Annotated in this window: 21 protein-coding genes; 9 read left to right on the top strand and 12 right to left on the bottom strand. The window is 27.7% G+C overall.

The features are described 5' to 3' along the window. Positions 1-20 precede the first annotated feature (20 nt). Positions 21-800: a TIGR02757 family protein gene (locus B0174_RS08745; protein ID WP_108559764.1), complete on the bottom strand. Its 780-nt coding sequence runs from the start codon at positions 798-800 to the stop codon at positions 21-23. Positions 801-869: 69 nt separating this feature from the next. Between B0174_RS08745 and B0174_RS08740 the strand changes: the two genes are divergently transcribed. Then, positions 870-1,691, top strand: a complete 822-nt coding sequence (locus B0174_RS08740) for an SDR family NAD(P)-dependent oxidoreductase (protein ID WP_108559762.1) — start codon at positions 870-872, stop codon at positions 1,689-1,691. A gap of 4 nt (positions 1,692-1,695) precedes the next feature. Here B0174_RS08740 and B0174_RS08735 read toward each other — a convergent pair whose 3' ends face one another. Genes B0174_RS08735 through B0174_RS08715 form a run of 5 tightly spaced genes read right to left on the bottom strand, consistent with a single transcriptional unit; the run spans position 1,696 to position 5,858 of the window. Next, a complete protein-coding gene (locus B0174_RS08735) occupies positions 1,696-2,337 on the bottom strand; it encodes a hypothetical protein (protein ID WP_108559760.1) in 642 nt (213 codons plus the stop codon). Beyond that, complete coding sequence (locus B0174_RS08730) at positions 2,334-3,131, bottom strand: ABC transporter permease (RefSeq protein WP_108559758.1); 798 nt, start codon at positions 3,129-3,131, stop codon at positions 2,334-2,336. Before B0174_RS08730 ends, B0174_RS08735 begins: the two co-directional genes overlap by 4 nt. Before the next feature lie 11 nt (positions 3,132-3,142). After that, a complete protein-coding gene (gene rsmD, locus B0174_RS08725) occupies positions 3,143-3,739 on the bottom strand; it encodes a 16S rRNA (guanine(966)-N(2))-methyltransferase RsmD (protein ID WP_108559756.1) in 597 nt (198 codons plus the stop codon). Positions 3,740-3,763: 24 nt separating this feature from the next. Then, positions 3,764-5,308 carry a ribonuclease Y gene (rny, locus tag B0174_RS08720; RefSeq protein WP_108559754.1) on the bottom strand — a complete coding sequence of 515 codons (1,545 nt, stop codon included), beginning with the start codon at positions 5,306-5,308 and terminating at the stop codon, positions 3,764-3,766. Between the two features lie 10 nt (positions 5,309-5,318). Then, positions 5,319-5,858, bottom strand: coding sequence for a 5-formyltetrahydrofolate cyclo-ligase (locus B0174_RS08715; RefSeq protein ID WP_108559752.1), 540 nt, complete (start codon positions 5,856-5,858; stop codon positions 5,319-5,321). Positions 5,859-5,919: 61 nt separating this feature from the next. Here B0174_RS08715 and B0174_RS08710 point away from each other — a divergent pair, with 61 nt between their 5' ends. From B0174_RS08710 to B0174_RS08700, 3 genes are read left to right on the top strand one after another with little or no spacing between them, the layout of a single operon-like run. Further along, positions 5,920-6,480 carry a TlpA family protein disulfide reductase gene (locus B0174_RS08710; protein WP_108559750.1) on the top strand — a complete coding sequence of 187 codons (561 nt, stop codon included), beginning with the start codon at positions 5,920-5,922 and terminating at the stop codon, positions 6,478-6,480. Positions 6,481-6,489: 9 nt separating this feature from the next. Continuing rightward, positions 6,490-7,476 (top strand): signal recognition particle-docking protein FtsY, encoded by a 987-nt coding sequence (gene ftsY, locus B0174_RS08705; protein WP_108559748.1) that lies wholly within the window; start codon positions 6,490-6,492, stop codon positions 7,474-7,476. 15 nt (positions 7,477-7,491) lie between these two features. Beyond that, a complete protein-coding gene (locus B0174_RS08700; protein WP_108559746.1) occupies positions 7,492-8,088 on the top strand; it encodes a hypothetical protein in 597 nt (198 codons plus the stop codon). A gap of 19 nt (positions 8,089-8,107) precedes the next feature. On the opposite strand, the gene B0174_RS08695 is transcribed toward B0174_RS08700, so the two are convergent. The 5 genes from B0174_RS08695 to B0174_RS08675 all read right to left on the bottom strand — a co-directional run bounded on the left by B0174_RS08695 (position 8,108) and on the right by B0174_RS08675 (position 15,377). After that, entirely contained in the window at positions 8,108-8,935 is an 828-nt protein-coding gene (locus B0174_RS08695) for an alpha/beta hydrolase family protein (protein ID WP_108559744.1), read from the bottom strand. 2 nt (positions 8,936-8,937) lie between these two features. Continuing rightward, on the bottom strand, positions 8,938-9,669 hold the full coding sequence (locus tag B0174_RS08690) for a peptidylprolyl isomerase (RefSeq protein WP_108559742.1): 732 nt from the start codon (positions 9,667-9,669) through the stop codon (positions 8,938-8,940). Between the two features lie 22 nt (positions 9,670-9,691). Then, complete coding sequence (locus tag B0174_RS08685; protein ID WP_165790404.1) at positions 9,692-14,197, bottom strand: autotransporter outer membrane beta-barrel domain-containing protein; 4,506 nt, start codon at positions 14,195-14,197, stop codon at positions 9,692-9,694. A 75-nt stretch (positions 14,198-14,272) separates the two neighbouring features. Further along, positions 14,273-14,836, bottom strand: a complete 564-nt coding sequence (locus B0174_RS08680; RefSeq protein ID WP_108559738.1) for a YqiA/YcfP family alpha/beta fold hydrolase — start codon at positions 14,834-14,836, stop codon at positions 14,273-14,275. Between the two features lie 58 nt (positions 14,837-14,894). Beyond that, positions 14,895-15,377 carry a ribonuclease HI gene (locus B0174_RS08675; RefSeq protein WP_108559736.1) on the bottom strand — a complete coding sequence of 161 codons (483 nt, stop codon included), beginning with the start codon at positions 15,375-15,377 and terminating at the stop codon, positions 14,895-14,897. A gap of 98 nt (positions 15,378-15,475) precedes the next feature. On the opposite strand from B0174_RS08675, the gene radA reads away from it, so the two are divergent. Both radA and ybeY read left to right on the top strand, forming a co-directional pair. Further along, positions 15,476-16,825, top strand: coding sequence for a DNA repair protein RadA (gene radA, locus B0174_RS08670; protein ID WP_108559734.1), 1,350 nt, complete (start codon positions 15,476-15,478; stop codon positions 16,823-16,825). Positions 16,826-16,833: 8 nt separating this feature from the next. Beyond that, the gene (gene ybeY / locus B0174_RS08665) at positions 16,834-17,253 is read left to right on the top strand and encodes an rRNA maturation RNase YbeY (RefSeq protein ID WP_108559732.1); all 420 of its coding nucleotides are present in this window, start codon (positions 16,834-16,836) and stop codon (positions 17,251-17,253) included. 36 nt (positions 17,254-17,289) lie between these two features. On the opposite strand, the gene B0174_RS08660 is transcribed toward ybeY, so the two are convergent. Then, positions 17,290-17,694 carry a Fur family transcriptional regulator gene (locus tag B0174_RS08660; RefSeq protein WP_108559730.1) on the bottom strand — a complete coding sequence of 135 codons (405 nt, stop codon included), beginning with the start codon at positions 17,692-17,694 and terminating at the stop codon, positions 17,290-17,292. Between the two features lie 255 nt (positions 17,695-17,949). Between B0174_RS08660 and B0174_RS08655 the strand changes: the two genes are divergently transcribed. The 3 genes from B0174_RS08655 to murJ are packed head-to-tail and all read left to right on the top strand — an operon-like array spanning position 17,950 to position 21,550. Beyond that, entirely contained in the window at positions 17,950-18,600 is a 651-nt protein-coding gene (locus tag B0174_RS08655; protein WP_108559728.1) for a ferritin family protein, read from the top strand. 59 nt (positions 18,601-18,659) lie between these two features. Beyond that, on the top strand, positions 18,660-20,246 hold the full coding sequence (locus B0174_RS08650) for an endonuclease/exonuclease/phosphatase family protein (protein WP_108559726.1): 1,587 nt from the start codon (positions 18,660-18,662) through the stop codon (positions 20,244-20,246). After that, the gene (gene murJ, locus B0174_RS08645) at positions 20,246-21,550 is read left to right on the top strand and encodes a murein biosynthesis integral membrane protein MurJ (RefSeq protein WP_108559724.1); all 1,305 of its coding nucleotides are present in this window, start codon (positions 20,246-20,248) and stop codon (positions 21,548-21,550) included. Before B0174_RS08650 ends, murJ begins: the two co-directional genes overlap by 1 nt. Positions 21,551-21,574: the final 24 nt, after the last annotated feature.

Below are 21,574 nucleotides of genomic sequence, written 5' to 3'. Positions count from 1 at the left end.
TGAAAGTAACAAATAGTTATTTAAAGTATTTTTTCTTGCCCAATCCTATAAAGCGAAAAATCATACTTTATAGGATCAAACTCATCAAACTCTCTTAATTTTTCCGTTATTAAAAGTGCTGATTTTAAATCATAACTTTGTCTATCCAATAAACCCAATTTTTGTGATACTTTAAAAGTGTGAGTATCAAGAGGAAGTATTAAATCTTTTTTATTTATTCCACTCCAAAGTCCTAAGTCCAAATTATCATCACGAACCATCCAACGCAAAAACATATTCCATCTTTTGTATGGAGCATTTCCATTTTCTTTTATGAGTCCTTGTTTATCTCTTTTAAATGGGCTTGAAATTAAAAAAGTAAAACCTTGTGATTTATGATTTGCTGTGTTGTGAATTTTTTGAATTAGAGCGTCAATTCCCTCTAGGATATTGTTCTCTTTTTTGTAAGCATTTACAAATATGCTATTTAAACTATCTTCATTTTTTAGTCGTTTAAAGGTTTTAAATACTGTTTTTATATCTTGGGCATTTTGAAATCTATAATAGTGATTATTCAGCTCTTTATCTATTATTTCATCACTTTTTTCAAGCAAAGAAAAATCCAAACTATCTAAAAATTTCACTATTAATTTTGCATTTCCATAGGCAAATAAAGCACATAAAAGAATGACAAATTCATCTGTATATCTTCTTGCAACTAAAAGTGGGTCTGGTTTATCGTAACTTATTTCATGGTTTTTATTTCTATTTTCTACTTCAATATCAAGAAGTGTTTTTATTTGTTTATCTTTTTGTGTCATTTTTATCCAAAGTGCTTTTATATTTATAAAGTTATAATACCATTTCAAAAATTTAGATGGATTAAAAATATGCAAAATATACTAATAACTGGTTGTTCTTCTGGAATTGGACTTGAAACTGCACTAATATTAAGAAAAAATGGAATAAAAGTTTATGCAAGTGCCAGAAAAGAAAAAGATGTGGAAATGCTTCAAAACTTAGGTTTTGAAGCATTTAAAATTGATGTAAGAAATAAAGTTGAAATAACAAATGCTTTTAATAAAATATTAAAAAATGATTTAAAACTTGATGCTGTTTTTAATAATGCAGGATTTGGACAACCAGGAGCTGTGGAAGATTTAAGCGTGGAAGTTTTAAAAGAACAGTTTGATACAAACTTTTTTGGTTTGCATGAAGTAACTATTGCTGCTATGAAAATATTTAGAACTCAAGGCTTTGGAAAAATCATTCAACATAGCTCAGTTTTAGGAATAATTTCTTTAAAATATAGAGGCGCTTATAATGCAAGTAAGTATGCAATTGAGGGAATAAATGACACATTAAGACAAGAAGTAATGGGAAGTAATATTTTTATTAGTACAATAAATACAGGTCCAGTTACTTCGAAATTTAGAGAAAATGCTTTAAAAAAGTTCAATAAAAATATCAAAATTGAAGGAAGTTTTTTTGAAAAAACTTATAAAAAAGAGTTAAAAGCTAGACTTGAAACAAATGAAGATAAAGCGCCTTTTAATCTTCCAGCTTCAAGTGTTGCAAAAGTGGTTTTAAAAATCATAAAAACACAAAAACCAAAACCTAGATATTATGTAACATTTGCTACTTATATCTTAGGATTTTTAAAAAGAGTTTTAAGTACTTCTTCGCTTGATAAATTACTAAATAAAATCTAAATAATTAAGATTTTTTCAACTTTAAAATTAATCTAGCAATTGTTTGTTTTATTGCTAGATTAGTTGCTTTTTGCAAAGCTTCTTTTGAGTTTAAAATCTCATTTTTTGTATAAATGAAATCTTGTGAATAAAACTCATTTTCTTGAACATCTTCATAAACTATCTCATTAAATTTATTTAATATTCGAATTTCAATAAAAATTTTTATTTGAGCTTTTTGTGAAAAAACAACCGTTTCAACCAAATACTTTGGAACAAAAGCATGTATTACAAAATCACTTCCAAATGGTACAAATTTATCTTTATAAACTGAATCATTTTTAAGTTGTGATTTAAACTCATCTTTTATTAAAGTTGCCAAAGAGAGATTATTTATGGCAAAACTTCGCTCTAATAATAAAGCTTCATCATTTGAAAGTTCAGGGCGAAAAGAAGTTCCAACACCAACAGATACATTATTAGAAACAAATCCACCAAGACCTAAACCTACACTTACCGGACTTGGTACTGTTTTTGGAGTATTTCCAATTACCACTTCTTCATATAAAGAGATAGAATTGATTTTTTCATTTATATTTATTTCAGATTTAGAAGAACAAGATGTAAAAAGTAAAACTACAACTACTAAAAAATAAAATTTTTTCATAATACCATCTCCTTTGAGTTAGCAAGAGTTTGTAAATAATCACTAATTTGTATCAAACAAAATGTAATTAAAAATATCATAAGACCAGGGAAAAAGCTAACCCACCAAGCTATATCAATCACAGATTTTCCATCACTTAATAAACTTCCCCAAGACATTTGTGGGGGATTAACCCCAAGACCTAAAAATGAAAGTCCTGATTCTGCTAAAATCGAACCTCCAACTCCAAAAGTGAATGAAATAAGGAAAATAGGTGCCAAAAGTGGAGCAAAATATTTAAAAATTATTTTGAAATTTGAAACATTTGCAACTTTTAAAATCTTAATAAAAGGCTTATTTCCAATAGCAAAACTCTCACTTCTAATCATTCGAGCCATTCCCATCCAACCAGTAATTGAAATAACTATAATTAAAATTAAAGTCGAAGCTTGAATGTATGATACAAGGGCTAAAAGCAGAAAAAAAGTAGGAAAAGTTAAAAATAAATCAATCGTAATTGTAATAGTTTTATCTATATTACCTTTGAAATATCCAGCATTAATTCCAATAAAAAGACCAACAATTGAAGAAATAGATGCAGCTAAAAATCCAATAATTAAAGAAGTTTGACCACCGTTCAAAACCCTTGCAAACACATCTCTACCTAATCTATCAGTTCCAAATAAATGCTCAATTGATGGAGCTTGTAAAATTTTTGTAGGATTTAAGTCATAGGGAGAAATAGTATAAAAAAAAGGCAACAAAAAAATTGCTAAAATAACTGCTATTAATAAATATAAAGCTACTTTAAACATATTTTATACTTCTATTCTTGTGTATAAAAATAATATGAAAGTGCGCTTTTACCAAATTGTTTAGTTTTTTTAAGTGAAAATTTTCCTAAAATTTCCGGTATTTCTAAACTAGAAATATGCTCAACAATAATCATATAAATATTATCTGCTTCGATATTTTTAATCATATTAAAAGATTTTTCATAAATATCTTCCATTCCATCTCGATAATCAAAAGGAGGATCAACATATAAAACGATTTCATCTTGAGAGTTTCTTAGAAAATCAATAATCAAAGGAGTTTGTACAAAAGTATTTCCTTGAACTGTTTGACATTTTTCCATCTCAACAGCTTTGCAGTTTTTTAATAAAATTTGATAAGAATTTTTATCAAGCTCGATAAAATAGGCTCTTTTAGCCCCTCGGCTAATAGCTTCAAGTCCAATAGAACCACTTCCAGCAAATGATTCTATAAAAACTTTATTAATTATATCAAACTGCAAAACATTAAACAAAGACTCTTTTAATCTAGCTTTTGAACTTCTTGTTACATCTAAAGAGGGAAGTTCTAAAATCTTTCCTCTATATTTACCTGCAATTATCTTTGTTGTTGGCTTTTCAGTTTTCATAATTTGTACCTTGTTAAGATTTATTTATCTAGCATAACTTTCAGCTCTTATTTCTCTGATTACATTCACTTTAATTTCACCAGGATATTGAACTTTTTGCTCAATCTCTTTTGCAATTTCAGTAGCTAATAAAATAGCTTCATCATCATTTACAAGCTCAGCTTTTACAATAACTCTTACTTCTCTTCCTGCATTTATTGCATAAGCATTTAAAACACCCAATTTACTTGTAGAAATATTTTCAACTTCCTCTACTCTTTTTAGGAAACTCTCTAATACTTCTCTTCTAGCACCTGGTCTTGCAGCACTTAAAGCATCCGCAGCACATACAGAAGCTGATTCTACATTTATTGGTTCTTCATGTCCATGGTGAGCATAAATTGCATTTATAACTGTATCACATTCATCATATCTTTTACAAATTTCAGCACCTAATTGTACATGAGAACCTGGCATTTCATGAGTTAAAGCTTTTCCAATATCATGTAAAAGTCCAGCCCGTCTAGCTAATATTGCATCTCCACCCATTTGAGATGCTAATAATCCAGATAAATGAGCAACTTCAAGTGTATGAGCAAGTGCGTTTTGTCCATAAGAAGCTCTATATCTTAATCTTCCAACAAGTTTGATAAGCTCTGGATGCATTGTTTTAATTCCAAGTTCTAAAACAACATCTTCACCCTCTTTTTGGATGTTTTTGTCAAATTCTGATTTTACTTTTTTATAAATTTCTTCAATTCTTGCAGGTTGAATTCTTCCATCTTCAAGTAATTCTCTAATAGTTTTAGTAGCAACTGCTCGTCTGTAAAGATTAAAAGATGAAATTGTAATAGTATTTGGTGTATCATCAATAATAATATCAACACCTAATAACATTTCAAGAGCTTTGATATTTCGCCCCTCTTTTCCTATTATTTTACCTTTTGTTTCTTCATCATTTATAGGAACATTATTTATTAATCGCTCAGCTGCAAATTCACCTGCATATCTTGTAACTGCTAGTGAAAGCATATTATTAATTTCATTTTTTGAATTCTGCTCTGCAATTTTATATTTTTTTCTAAAAATTGAAGCAATTTCAGCTCTTGAATCTTCTTTAACTTTTTTAAGCATTAATTCTCTAGCCTCAATCAAAGTTAAACCAGAAGCATTTTCAAGTATTTTTATAGCTTCAAAAGTTTTATTTTCATAAGTCTTTTTTTGCTGTTCCATTCCTTCTTTTAAAGTTGTAATTTTTCTATTTTTTTCAACTATCTCATCTTTTTCTTGTTTGATAATTCTTAATTCAGATTCTAAATGTTCATTTAATTCACGCTCTTTTTTTTCTATTTTAGAAAGCATTACATCATACTCTCTTCTTGCGTGTTTAAATTCTCTATCACATTCGAATTTTGCCTTTAATTGAGCATCTTTTAAAGAAACTTCTGCTTCATGCTCGATTACTTTTGCCTTTGCTTTTGCTTGTTCAATAAAAACTTGAAATTTTGCTTTATCTAATTTTTTTACAATAATTATGCTTAATGCAGAACTCAGTACTCCTACAAATGCAATTACTAGTATATATTCCATATTCAAAACCTTAATTTGTTATTATGTAATTAGCTTGAATATCGTAATTATCAGATAGAATCTTTTCACTCTTGCAAAGTACTAACTGCGTAAAAATCGTTATTGGTTTGTAGTTTAACCTATCAAAAAATCTATCGTACATACCTTTTCCAAAACCTATTCTTTTTCCTAATTTATCAATTCCAACTATAGGAACTATTGCTAGGTCAATTTTTTTTGCTTTAAAAAAAGAGTTATTTGGTTCTTTTATTCCAAATCTCTTTTTGTGCAAGGGTAATCTATATTTAACAATTTTGAAACTATCCCCTTGCATAAATGGTACATAAACTTCTCTCTTTTTTGTTTTTCTTAAACTTTTTATCAACGGTTTTACATCAACTTCTATATCCATAGGGATATATAATAAAATATTTTTCGAATCACTTCGTTTTATAAAGTTTTCTAATTTTTTAACAATTATTTTATTTTTGTAATACTTTAAAAAAAGGCTTGTAAATTCTAATCTCTTTATACACGATTTTCTGAAATCACTTTTGTGATCATTTTTCATATTTAAGCCTCACTTGGGTAAAATCTCTACCCAACAAATAATTTTACCCAAAGGAATTAAAATGCAGTTTAAAACTTTAGCATTTTTGTCAATTTTATCCATTTTATTATTTACAGGGTGTGATTCAAAAGATAAAGACAACTCTTCAAAGGAAGAAACTTCTGTAAAAAGTAACAATAGAGTATCAGAATTTCAACTAAAGACTATAAATGACACAGTAGTAAATCTGAAATTAGAAAATGATAAAATAATCGCAAAAGATTATCCAAATAAGATAGTATTATTAAGCTTTTTTACAACTTGGTGTCCGCCTTGTAAAGCAGAAATACCAAATTTAATAAAAATACAAAATGATTATAGAAATGATCTTGTAATTATTTCAGTTTTACTTGAAGAAATGAAAACAAATGATGAAATCAAACAATTTGTAAAAGAGCATAATATAAATTATGAAGTAACAAATGCACCTGAAAATATGGATCTTGCAAAAGCAGTTGGAGGAATAAAATCAATTCCAACTATGTTTTTAATTGATAAGAGAAATACTGTATTTCAAAAATATGTAGGAATAGTTCCAAATGAAATGATGGAAATTGATATTAAAAAAGTATTAGAAAAATAAAGGTAAAAAATGTTTAGTTTTTTTAAAAAGAAAAAAGATATTGATATAGAAAAGGAAGAACTTCCTTTAGAAATAAAAGAAAATACTATTCAAGAAATCAAAGCTGAAAATGAGCAAAAAAAAGGATTTTTCTCAAAAGCATTAGAAAAAACTTTTGAAACTATCAAAACTGTTGTTCCTCAAAAAAAGGAAAAAATATCTTTTGATGATATTCAAGAACTTTTAATTGAAGCGGATATGGAATATGAAATTATAGAAAAAGCTATGGATGGACTTCCTGATGAGATTACTAGAAAACAGTTAAGACATAGACTTGTAATGCTTTTTGAACATGCTCCAAAAGTTGATTTATCAAATTTACCAAAACCATTTGTAAGACTTATTATTGGTGTTAATGGAGCTGGAAAAACTACAACTATTGCAAAATTAGCAAATATTTCTAAAAAAGATGGGAAATCTGTAATTCTTGGAGCTGGTGATACTTTTAGAGCAGCAGCAATTGAACAGCTCTCTACTTGGGCAGCAAAATTAGATGTTCCAATAATTAAAACAAAACAAGGGCATGATGCAAGTGCTGTAGCATTCGATACAATTAGTGCAGCAATAGCTAGAAATATTGATAATGTAATTATTGATACAGCAGGAAGATTACAAACTCAAACAAACCTAAACAATGAACTTAAAAAAATCGTAAAAGTATGTGAAAAAGCAATGACTGGCGCTCCACATCAAAAACTTATGATTTTAGATGGAACACAAGGAAATACAGCAATCGCTCAAGCAAAAGCTTTTAATGAAATGGTTGGAATTGATGGAATAATCGTTACAAAACTTGATGGAACAGCAAAAGGTGGTGCTTTATTTTCAATCTCAAATCAACTTGAACTTCCAATTTTTTATGTGGGAGTTGGTGAAAAACAAGATGATTTAATTGCATTTTCTCCAGATGACTTCGTTGATAGTTTACTTGATGAAATTTACACACCAGAAAAATAAAAAAAGGAATTAATTTTGAAAGCAAAAAACAAATCTTTTCTTGAAGATGTATTTATACTTTTTATTCTTGGAATCATAATATATTTTATTTATAGCTTCTTTTTTTCAACTGAAGAAAAAGTTGCAATAGTTGAAAATAAAACTACAATAGAAAAAAAAGTAGAAGTTCCTACTATAAAAGAAATTATACCAACACCAGCTGTTACAATTCCAGTTGAAACTCCAAAAACTGAGATTCCACAAGTAGAAACTCCAAAAACAGAAAATCCTGTTGAAACAAAAGTTAATACAGTGATTGAAGAAAAAATATCTACATCTGAAATAACTGATCCAAAAGAAAAAGTTGAGTTATTTTATAAAACTATAAAAGAAAAAATCTATAAAAATATAGATAAGAATGTAGATAAAAATAAAATAAAAATAGGTGAACATATTGAGTTTAGACTGACTATTTTAAAAGATGGTGGGTATGAGCAATTAAGTTCTATAAAAGGTGATAAAGATTATTTTGAACTATTTAGATCTTCAATAAAAGAAGCTTTTCCTGTTAAAATTGATAATTCTTTAAAAGAGAGTTTTCCTAGATATTTTAGAATGGAAATAGTATTTTAAGAGGTTTTTAAACCTCTTATTATTTTATATTTAACTCTTCCAAAAACTTTTTATATGGTTCTTTCCAACAACAATTATGCGTTGCATCATAATATTTATAAGTGATATTATTTTTATTTTCAAACTTTGATAAATAAGATAAAAATACCTCTTTAGGAATAACCTCATCTTCTTTTCCAATTAAATGATATTGTTTAATATTTTCAAGCTCTTTTGTATAATCTGCTGGATTTAGTGATTCATCTAATCTTGATATATTATGTATTGTTGTCCATTTTAGCGTATCAAGATTCCCAGCTACGGTAATTAGCATATTTACATCTTTTCTTTTAGAAGCTGCTAATGCTACAATGGCAGCACCACCTGAATATCCAATTAATGTAAAGTTTTTATTTTGATAACTATTTTTTAAATTATTCAAAGCATCATCAAAACTTTTTATAACTTTTTCATCAAATCGATTGCTTGTCCAATATTTCTTGCTACATTCATTTGAGTTTATATATTGACAAGGTCTTGCTAGATAAACTTTACATTCACTTGTATCTTGATTCATAAGTTCTAACGCAGTGGGAGTTATTGGTGTGGGATTAGCAGAGATTGTAGTTCTTGTAATCCAAGATAATCCATCACCTTCTATATAAACTTTTAAGTCTTTATTTTTGCAATTAGTAGAAGTTTTTTGTAAAGAAAATAAAGTAAAAGAAGAGGTTTGTATATTTACTTGTCTAAAGTCTTTATTTGAAAGGGCAAATAAAGACTCTTTTCTTTCTTGTAAAGTTGGGATTGTGCTTAAACATCCCGTGAAAATAAAGATTGGTAAAAAATAAAAAAGATAATTTTTCATTGTTATTTTAATAAAATATCCATCTCTTTTGCTAATGCTTTTCTTTTTGCAAGATTGATTAATGCGTCTTCAGATTCTTCATAACTTGCATCTTTTTCAGGAATAAATTTTTCAATGAAAATAATTTGAGTACCAACATCTTTTAAATTTACTTTAACAATATCACCTTCATTCTTATCTTTTAAAGCTGTTTTAATTTCAATATTTAGTTTATTTACATCAACTAAATCTGTTAAACCATCTTTTTGTTTTGAAGCTAAATCATTTGAAACTGATTTTACATATTTTATAAAAGATTCTTGTTTGTCTTTTTTAGTTTTTGATTTATTTAAAGCCGCAATAATTTTATCTGCATTTTCTTCATAAGTTACTAGAATATTTCGTAATTCATATTTAGCTACAACTCTTGGTTTTTCTGCTTTAAATAACTCTTTTAACTCCATATCAGTTGGAACATAACTTCTTAAAAACTTTTCACTCCAAATATCAACTGTAAGAATATTTTTTGCAGTTCTTAAATTAATATCATTTTTCATTATATCTTTTTCTAAATTCTGAGATAATTTAACAACTGTATCATACTCTTTTACTAAAGCTTCTTTTACTTTTGCTTCTTGTTTATAAAAATCAACTTTATGCTTTTGGGCTGTATAAGAAGCTACTTCTTTCTCATCTGAGAATAAATTAATATTAAATAAAATACTACATAAAAGTAATGCTGTAAATTTTTTCATCTTTTTCCTTTAAATATAAAAATTAGAAATTAAGTCTAAATGAAACATTTCCTGAATATCCTTGGAAATTTCCATCTTTACTTCTATCATAATCAACACCTATCATTAAACTTGTAGATTCACTAAGTGTTGTTTTAACTCCAAGTCCTGCATTAAACATTGTTTTATTCAAGTCTTGTGTAGGTGTTACAAATTGATTTCCACCACCTACATATTGAGCTTTTATGTCAGCTTTTGTATCACCAAAAGCATTATAAGCTGCTAATTTAAATTCTGGAACAATTACAGTATCTCCAATATTTAAATTTGTAGAAAGTTTAGCTCCAGCTCCTAGCGTACCTTTATTTACTTTTACAGAATCCACTTTTAATGCATCATTTTGATAAGCAGTTCCTTTTTCAGTATAGCCTTTTTGGTTTAAATTTCCATATTCAACTGATACAAAAGGAGTTAATGTCGCAACATCTTCAAAGTATACTCTATGCCCTACTTCAACTTTTGCTGAAATTTGATCAGCCGTTGATGAAGATGATAATTTACCAGAATTTGCTGTTCTTGTTGAATCAGTATCATGTCTTGCGTAAGATAATATTCCATCTACATAAGTATCATCGAAATCCATTGATCCATAAGTAGAAAATTGAATACTTTGAGTATCTGCACTATCTCCACTTCTAAAATCTGTTTGATTTATTTTTGTATTTGCGTGTGCTAATGCTAATCCGATTGTTGAACCACTTCTTAGAGTTCTGTCCATTCCAGCCACAAAACCTAAAGTAGTTGAGTTATATCCATCATAATCTTGAACTTTACTTTGAGTTGCTTTTGAACCCATTGCTTTAATCCATAATGAATTATTTAAAGTATAAGTACCTGATGAATATCCAGAATATGGAATAAAATCAGTACTTGAAGAAAATCTCATATCAGACATTCTATCTTTGATTGTTGATGATACTAAAGTTGATGCTGTAAGTGAAGATTGAATACTTGAATTATTTGCAACAGGTGCTAATAATTTTTGTATTTCTACCATTTGTGCTTTTTTCTCAGATGATAAATATAATCCACCATCTAACTCTTCAATTCTAGTTACAATATTACCTAATGCGCCTTCTCTTACTAAAGTATCATAAGCATAACCAGCTAGTGCTTGTGAAGCTCCATTTGAATAGTGTTCTCCAATACCTGATTTTTCAATATATAAATCTTCAACACCATACTTTCCACCACCTGTTCTATCTGCAAATAAAATTAGATTATTTCCATCAACTTTTATTATTGAATCAATAATACTATTATCACTAACTTTTCCATTTGCTTCTGTTCCATAATAAGTTCCTATAATACCATTTGCAAAAATTAAATTATAAGAACCCGCACCATATAAGGTACCTATATAATTAACTTTAATTATTGCATTATCATCGATTGTTAAAGTATCAGTTGTAATACTTCCAGAGGGAGCGCCTACAGATGAACCACTAGCTGTTATATCATCAGTGTATATTTTAAATCTAGTTAATGAATTAGCTGCTAATGTTAAATTATTTGTAACGGTTATATCATGAGTACTTACATCTAAAGCAGAATTTGCTCTTACAGTTAAACTTCCACCAAAAGTAATATCATCATTCATTTCAAGTATTGTTTGGTTTGTTCCATTTCCTATATAAGTATTTTGAGCATATATGTTTTTATCTAAATTTTGAGTATAAGAATTTGAAGCAGAACCAGCTGATCCAAAAGTCACATTTTTAAGTCTTTTTGTACTTGTACCAATATCTGTATAAAGTGTTGTTGTACCTAAGAAATTTAAAGAACCGGTATCAGTAGTTGCAGTGGTAACGGCAACAAGAACGCTACTTGAAACAACTATATTTTTACCATCAGATACATTCGCAACACCATCATCATCATATATTAAACTACCTATTAGGTTTCCTTGAAAATTAACAGTACCTTTCCCACTTACATGTAATGTACTTTCTTTCACATAAACATTATTTTTAAAAGTAACTGTTTTTCCATCTGCTCCTGCATGAATTTCTTTAAAAGTAGAATTTCCAGCTGTATTTCCACCTAGAATCCCAGTAATTATCGAGCTTCCTGCAAATTCTAAAATTGCATCATTTCCATTAATAAATTGAGTTCCAGCAGCTCCAACTGTTAAGTTTACATCATCACCAATTGCTAAAGTACCAGCTTTATTATCAAAATCAACAGTTCCTATCATTCCCTCAGAAGAAGCATTTGAACTATTATCACCATTTAATACAACTTTTCCATCATCAGAATATTTTAAAGTTGTTGCATATACCATATCATTAAAGGTAACTGTTTCCCCTGTTACTCCTGCATTTATGGTATATAAAACTTTATCACTTTGCCCAACTTCACCAGTAATATTTGAAGTTCCTTTGAAATTTAATGTTCCGGTATTTGTTACATTAGTAGTGATAAAAATTTTATCTGAACCTAAACCTGAATTTAGCATATTTGTATTATCTAAAAGTGTTAAAGTAGCATTATTTTTAAGATTTACAACATCGGTATAAAGCTCTCTTGCTAGTCCAACAACACCAGCTACAACACCATCAGGAGTATTTTGTTCATTATTAGTATTAATGTTAAGTTCTTTAATTCCAGAAGTAATGCTACTTCCAATATTACCAGTAATAGTTCCATCACCTTGGAAATTTAAAATACCTGTATTATTTAAAGCCAATGTTTGAACCGAACCTAAAATACCTTTTCCATTTGACACATTAATCGTTGCATCTTTTCCTGAAAAATCAATATTTCCAGTTAGTCCATTATTTAAATTTGCTATTCCTTTATCTGTAAATATAATATTTGTATTTGTTGTTCCTGATGCTGTATTAAAATCTACTGTTCCTGCTCCAATATTTGTATTTATAGCATAAACATCATTTTTAAATATTACAGTTTTATCACTTGCTCCATTTGCATTTATACTCCCTAAACTAGTTGTTGAATTCCCAACTGTTCCGGTTACTGTTGAATTCCCATCTAGTGTTAAATTCCCTGTTCCTGTAATAGTTGAAGTTACATTTGAACCATCTGTCATTATTAGAGTTGAATCTATTTTTGTATTAGCTGCGTTTACATTTCCAGCTACTGTTGTAGTAAATCCTGTATTTGATACATTTAAATTACCTATATTCCCAACCGCTCCTGTGATTGTTTGATTAGTAGCTCCGGTTGTTGTTAATGTTCCTGCTCCTGATATAGATCCCGTTAAATTACCTTTTATATCTACTGTTCCTGCTCCAATATTTGTATTTATAGCATAAACATCATTTTTAAATATTACAGTTTTATCACTTGCTCCATTTGCATTTATACTCCCTAAACTAGTTGTTGAATTCCCAACTGTTCCGGTTACTGTTGAATTCCCAGCTAGTGTTAAAGTCCCTGTTCCTGTAATAGTTGAAGTTACATTTGAACCATCTGTCATTATTAGAGTTGAATCTATTTTTGTATTAGCTGCATTTACATTTCCAGCTACTGTTGTAGTAAATCCTATATTTGATACATTTAAATTACCTATATTCCCAACCGCTCCTGTGATTGTTTGATTAGTAGCTCCGGTTGTTGTTAATGTTCCTGCTCCTGATATAGATCCCGTTAAATTACCATATAAATTTGCTGTTCCTGCTCCACTAAAAACTATATTTGAATTCGTGGTTCCTCTAAGTGTATTAAAATTAGCAATTCCTGTTGTTATTGTAGTTGTTGTTGCTGTTAAATTATCTTCAAAGTTAGTTATTCCTGCATTTACATCTAGAGAACCAGCTTTTACTGTTCCTTTAAAAATTATATTACCATTTAATTGGATATTTCCATTTTCAATATCTGTATTTCCCCAAATAGTATTTGAACCACTAAATATCAAGTTAGCTGTATAAGAATCATTATTTGTTATATATCCATTCGTACTATCCACCGAGTAATAAACTGAGTTATTTTTAGAAATATTTTTAGCTTCAGCTCCTGAATCTAATGTAATTGTAAAAATTTTACTAGGAGTAAATACATCATAATAAGCTCTATCGTAATTTGTGGCTGTTATTGGCACAAGATGACCATAACCATCATCACCTGTATAAGTATAATTTCCATTAGCTATAGAATTAAAACTCCCATTATTTGTTCCATTACTACCTGCTAAATTAATTGATTGATTAGGTGAAGTTCCTGTAACTTCATAATCCATAACACCTTTATAAGAGGATACTACTCTTTCTGGTTGAAAAATTATGTCTGTTGATGGCTGAATACTAGAATAATTTACAGATGAGATACCTGTATCAGATTTCGCTGTGACAGAAATATCACCTGAGCTATAAATGGTATCAGTTACTCCATCAAAATAAGTTTGAGAGTAAGCTTTTGTACTAGAAAGCATCATCAGTCCACCTATTAAGGCAATACTAAATGATAACCCTATTTTTCCACCTTTTAAAATACGAAATCTCGTATTCATAACTCTGAATGAATTCATTCCTAGAGTTCTCCTTAGTTTTTTATACATCTTAATTGTATTTATTATACCCAAGAAACCCAAAAAATAGCTGATTTAATTATAAAAAAAGCTATTTATCTTCCTAAAATATCGCTCAATTCCATCAAAAGAGTGAGTTCCACCCTCTTCTATTATAAGTTCAGTATCTTCTAGTTTTAAAGCAGCTTCACTAAAATCTAAAACTTCGTCCTCTTCTTGTAAAAGTGTTATGAAATTTTGTGGATTTTTTAAAAAATCAACTTCATAATTTTTTAGTGATTTTATATGTCCTTTTGTAAACTCAAATCTTGAATTATCATAAAAATTTGTCACAAAATCAACACCATCATATCTATCCAAACTTCCCCAAGGATTTATGGCTGGATTTATTAAAACTGCTTTTAAATCATATTTATTTGCTAAAAACAAAGCATAAAAACCACCAAGAGATGAACCTACTAAAAAAACATCTTCTTCTTTACTTAAAAAAGCTTCTATTATTTGCTCCAATGTATCAATAGCTAGATTTGGAATTGTTGGAAGTGAAAGTGTCATTATCTCATCTTCAAAATACTCTTTAAATTTTTGTGGTTTAGAACCAAAACCACTACTTGCAAATCCGTGAATATATATTATCATTTTATTTTTTTCCCATTTTTTGTTGTTATTTGATTGTTTAATAGTACAATTATTTATTTTAAATAAGCATATTTTCTCTCAATGCACTTCTTGAGGCTTTATCTACAAGATTAAAAATATCATCAATATGATTTTTTAAACTGTTTTTTTTATGCCCTTTTACTTTTATAAAAGTTAGATTTAATTCATCTAATTTTTTAAAAAATAGCCTATATAACTCATGATTATTCATTAATTTTGCTTTTGATGATTTATAATCATTTGTTTCTAGTTTTTTTCTTCTAGCTTCTAAACCTATGATATTTTGGCAATCCGTATAAACTTCTATGATTATATTTTTGTCATTTATTTCATTCAGCGCCCAAAGTAAAGTTTGAAGCTCCAATTTCGTAGAACTTGTATCTTCAAATCTTTTGGTTTTTATGTTTTTTTTCATATCTTCAAAAGAGATATTTTCATCAATAATTTTTAGATAAGCTCCAAAACCCACCTTTTCTTGGGGATTTACACTTGAGTCTGTGAATAGTTTTATTTTTTTCATAAAGGATTGTATTGTATTTTATATTACAAATTGTCATATTTTAGAAAGGCTATAAAAAAAACTATTATAATTCCATCATAAAATAGCTAGGAAATAAAATGGCAAAAAAGAAAATATCACTTTTTGAGTGTCAACATTGTGGAGAACAAGCCACAAAATGGCTTGGAAAATGCCCAAGTTGTGGATCATGGGATTCATTTATTGAACTAAACCAAGAACAACAAGAAGTTTTAAAACATAGCTCAAAAATTATAAATACTACTTCAAAAGCAGTTCCAATCACTCAAATATTACAAGACAATGTAACTAGATTTTCATCTTTTAATGATGAGTTTGATTTAGTTTTAGGTGGTGGAATTGTTCCTGGAAGTTTAACTTTAATTGGTGGAAGTCCAGGAGTCGGAAAATCTACTTTACTTTTAAAAGTTGCAGGAAGTATCGCAAAATCAGGGAAAAATGTACTTTATGTATCAGGTGAAGAGAGTGCTGGACAAATAAAACTGCGAGCAAATAGACTTGATGCAAATCACGATAGTTTATATTTATTAAGTGAAATAAAACTGGAAGAAATTCAAGATGAACTTTTAAGAAAAGATTATGAAGTTGTAATCATAGATTCGATTCAAACTATTTATTCATCAAATTTAAGTTCAGCACCAGGAAGCGTTTCACAAGTGCGTGAAATTACTTTTGAACTAATGAGAAAAGCAAAAGAATCAGATATTGCTATGTTTATTATTGGACATATTACAAAAGATGGAAGTATCGCAGGTCCTAGAGTTCTTGAACATATGGTTGATACGGTTTTATATTTTGAGGGAGAAGCAAGTCGTGAACTTCGAATGCTTCGAGGTTTTAAAAACAGATTTGGAAGTACAAGTGAAATAGGTATTTTTGAAATGACGGCTGAGGGATTAATAAGTGCCAAAGATATTGCTTCAAAGTTTTTTGATAAAAGTAAAGCACAAGCTGGATCTGCACTTACAGTTGTTATGGAAGGAAGCCGTGCTATAATCTTAGAAGTTCAAGCACTTGTAACTGAAAGCACTTATCCAAATCCAAAAAGAAGTGCCACTGGTTTTGATGCAAATAGACTTACAATGCTTTTGGCACTTTTAGAGAAAAAAATAGATTTACCATTAAATAATTATGATGTTTTTATAAATATAAGTGGTGGAATAAAAATCAAAGAGAGTTCAGCGGATTTAGCTGTAATTGCTGCGATTATTTCATCTTATAGAGATAGACCTATTTCAAAAGAGTCTGCTTTTATTGGAGAAGTTTCATTAACTGGCGAAATAAAAGATGTTTATTCTATTGATTTAAGACTAAAAGAAGCACAAGCACAAGGTATGAAAAAAGCTGTAATTGCTCAAAAAACAAATTTAAAACTTGATATTAAGACTTATGCTGTTGATGAAGTCTCTAAAATGATAGAACTATTTTAAGGAAAAAAATGATTGATTTAGAAAATAATACACAATTTGAAATTGATATTTCAAGTTTAGAAAAAATTGCCCAAACTCTAACGAAAAAAGATATAGAACTTCTTGTTGTTAAAAATGATGAAATTCAAGTACTAAATAAAGAACATAGAAAAATAGACAAAGCAACTGATGTTTTGAGTTTTCCCCTTGATTACGATTTTGTAAATATGCCTTTGGGTTCGATTGTAATTTCAACAGATTTTGTAGAAGAAAAATCAAAAGAATATGGTCACAGTTTTAATGAAGAATTTTCACTTTTATTTATTCATGGAATATTACATCTTTTAGGATATGACCATGAAGTTGATGATGGAGAACATAGAGCTAAAGAAGAAGAGTTGATAAAAAAATTTAATTTACCTGATAGTTTAATAGTTAGAAATTCGTAAAAAATAGCCTAGTTTACAACTAGACTATTTCATAGATTATTTTGAACATTTAGGGCAAAGTCCACCCAAAATTATATTTGTTGAATCAATTTTAAATGAACTTAAAGTTGAAGTTTGAGTTAAGATACTTGATGCATCCAACATTATATCTTCAATATGTCCACAACAAGAACAAACTAAATGAGCATGTTCTGTTTTAACCAATTCATAAACAGATTTTGAGTTTGGTATTTTTACCTCTGAAAGAAAAACTTTTTCAATCATTGCATTTATATTTTTATAAATAGTTGCTAATGATACAGATGGGAACTTAGATAATAGTTTTTTGTATAAATCATCAATGTTCATGTGACCGTTTTTATAAAGTTCTTCAACAATTGCTACTCTTTGTGGAGTAACTTTTAAATCATATTCTTTTAATAAATTTGTATAATTTGTCATTAAAACTTCCTTGCGCGGAATAATACTATTTTAATATTTATTTCCACATAAATTATATTTAGTTACAAATTTATATTTTATAACTAGATAAGAGAATTATAACATAAAAATTTTCAAAGGATAATAATTTTCTTTTAAGTTTAAATATTTTATAATTCTCAAATAATAATTATTATCCTTAAATAAAATATATTTTAATCTAGGTAAATAAAATTATAAAATGTTATAATAAAACAATTTAATGTAGGAGTTAAAATGAGACAATATGAAACTTATAAATGTAACAAATGTGGAAATGAAGTAGAAGTACAAAAGGTTGGTGGTGGAAAATTACACTGCTGTGGTCAAGAAATGCAGTGTATAACAACAGATTTAACTTCTGTGGTATTAATGAAAGCTTTTGCTGGGGAATCAATGGCAAGAAATAAATATGAATATTTTGCAAATGTAGCACAAAAAGAGGGTTACAGAGATATTGCTGAACATTTCCAAAGAGCTGCAAACAACGAAAAAACTCATGCTAAACTTGAATTAAAAGCATACAATGTTTTAAATTACGACAAAGAGTTTGGTAATACAAGTGAAAATCTTCAATATGCAATTGACGGTGAATCTTATGAAAATATAACTATGTATCCAGATTTTGCAAAAGTTGCAAAAGACGAAGGTCATACAGAAATTGCAAAATTATTAACTATGATTGGTAAAATCGAAATCGAACATGAAAATATGTATAGAATGTTAAAAAACAGACTAGATTCAGAAAAAGAGTTTGTTAGTGATGAAGAAGAAGAGTGGATTTGTGAAGAGTGTGGACATATTCATAGAGGTAAAAAAGCTCTAAAAGTTTGTCCTGTATGTAAACATCCGCAAGAGTATCAATCAAGATTAAATTCTAAAAAATAGTTTAACCTCTAAAAAATAATATCTTCGATAATATTACAAAAAATTTATCGGAGATATATTTGCTCAAAATTTTATTCTTATTTTTACTTACACTGACACTTAATGCTAATACCTTTTCAATAGCTTCATATAATGTAGAAAATTTCTTTGATTTAAATAATGACAATGATGAATACAGCGAATTTATACCCAATACAAAATCAAATTGGAATCAAAATACTTTTAATATAAAAGTTAATAATCTAGTAAAAGTTTTAACAGATGTTAATGCTGATATTATAGCTTTACAAGAAGTTGAAAATAGAGAATTAATGCAACTTTTATTAAAAAAACTTCCAAATTATCACTATTATTCTTTTATAAAATATCCAAATTCTGCTATTGGTGTAGGTTTTTTATCAAAAATAGAAATAAAAGAAAATAGACATTTAGATGTAAAATTTACTACAAAAGTTTATAGACCTATACTTGAAACAACTTTTATTTATGAAAATATTGAATTTAAAGTTTTTAATAATCATTGGCCATCAAAAGCTGTGGGTGAGAGTTATAGAGTGAAATATGCAAAAGATTTACAAGAAAGAATTACATCACTTCCAAAAGATTATGATTATATTTTATTGGGTGATTTTAACTCTGATTATAATGAAATGCAAACTTTCAAAACAAATCAAAAACTAAATAATACTTTAGGAATTACAGGAATAAATCATATATTAAACACAGTTATAAATGATAATTTTATTACCTATGATGATATATTAAAAAATGAGAAAAGAGTTCATTACAATTTATGGTTAGACTTACCACCAAATGAGAGATTCTCAAGTAAATTTAGAAATCAGAACAATACTCCTGATAATATTTTGATTCCAGCAGCTTTATTTGATACTAAAAAAATATCTTATGTTCCAAATTCTTTTATGGTTTTTAAACCTGAATATTTATATGAAAATAACATTGTTAAAAGATGGCAAATGAGTGAAGGAAGATTTAATAAAACTCATATTGGAGGTGGTTATTCAGACCATCTTCCAATTTATGCAAAATTTTCTGTGGATGAAAAAGATACTACTATTTTAAAAAATCAAGAACTAAAGAGTGAAAAAAAAGAAGAAAAAGCGACTATTTCTGATTTATATAAAAAAGAGAAATTAAGCCAAGATATTATTTTAGAAAAAGCTGTTGTTATTTATAAAGATGAAGAAAAAGCAATAATTAAAAGACCAAATGATAGAGCAATTTTTATTTACAATAATGCAAAAGAGTTAAAATTAGGTTACTCATATAATCTTCAAATTAAACAAATCTTTAATTATTATGGACTAAAAGAAATAAAAGAGTTTGCTATTTTAGATGAAGTTGAAAAAGTTGAAAATTATAAATCTTTATTTTTAAATGCTGAAAATATAGATATTTTTGATTTTAAATATGAAAATGAAATTATTACAAACATAAAAGGGGTTGTCAAAAATTCAAAATTATATTTAGATGAAAACAAATACATAAAAATATATTCAAATAAAAGAAATTTACTACCAAAAAACGGTGAGACAATTACAATATCAACTGGTCATTTAGGTTCATATAGAGGAAATATGCAAATAATTATTTACTCTGCTTCAGATTTTAAAATAGGATTTTAATGTTACTTAAATCAATTTTCACAAATAGTTCTGGAATTTTAGTTTCAAGGGTTTTAGGTTTTGTACGAGACCTTTTAACAGCATCAATTTTAGGAGCAAATATCTATTCTGATATATTTTTTGTAGCATTTAAACTACCAAATTTATTTAGAAGTATTTTTGCAGATGGTGCTTTTACACAAGCTTTTATTCCATCTTATGCAAAATCAAAACATAAAATTAGATTTTCATCAGTAATATTTTTACAATTATTTGGCTTTTTAATCATCTTATCTCTTTTGGTTATGGCTTTTTCTCATTTTGTAGCAAAAGCAATAGCTATTGGTTTTGATGAAAAAACAGTTGATTTAGCAGCTCCATTATTTGCAATAAACTTCTATTATTTACCTATAATTTTTGCAGTAACATTTATGGCAGCACTTTTACAGTATAAACGCCATTTTGCGACAAGTGCATATTCAACTGCTCTTTTAAATATTGCCATGATAATTGCTCTTTTAATTTCTCAAAATATGGAAAAATATACTATTACTTTTTATTTATCTTATGGTGTAATTTGTGGAGGAATTTTACAAATTTCAGTACATTTATATGCTCTTAGAAAAAATAATTTATGTAAAATATTTCATTTTAAAAAACATGAGAAAAAAGAAGAAAGTAAGTTTTATAAAAATTTCTTTTCGGCAACTTTTGGTTCCTCAACACTTCATATTTCAGCATTTATAGATACTTGGTTGGCATCATTTTTAATGAGTGGTTCTATTTCATATCTTTATTATGCAAATAGAATTTTTCAACTTCCACTTGCAATTTTTGCAATTGCAACTTCAATCGCCCTATTTCCAATGGTTGCAAAGGCTATAAAAAATAAAGATGAAGATAGTGCCTTAAAATTGATGAAAAAATCAGCTTTAATTTTATTTGTATTATTATCTATATCTGCATTTATTGGTATAGTTTTTAACGAATTTATAATAAAACTTCTTTTTGAAAGAGGACAATTTACAAGTGCTGATACACAAAATACTGCATTGATTTTAACTATGTATTTAATAGGATTATTACCATTTGGTCTTGCAAAGATTTTTTCTCTTTGGCTTTATGCAAAAGAACAACAATTTTTAACAGCAAAAATATCAATGTATAGTTTGAGTTGTAATATTGTATTTTCTTTAATCTTGATCAAACCATTTGGTGCAGCAGGTCTTGCCTTTTCTGGAACTATTGGTGGATTTGTACTATTTTTTTTAACAATAAAAGCTTTTGGATTTAAAAAGTTTATAGTTATGTTTTCAAAGTCTTAATTATAATTAATATTTATATATTTT

Origin of the sequence: Arcobacter caeni, from assembly GCF_003063245.1 — a bacterium.
Lineage (GTDB): Bacteria > Campylobacterota > Campylobacteria > Campylobacterales > Arcobacteraceae > Aliarcobacter > Aliarcobacter caeni.
Note: the sequence above shows the minus strand (reverse complement) of the source record. Positions and strands in the feature narration are given on the sequence as shown.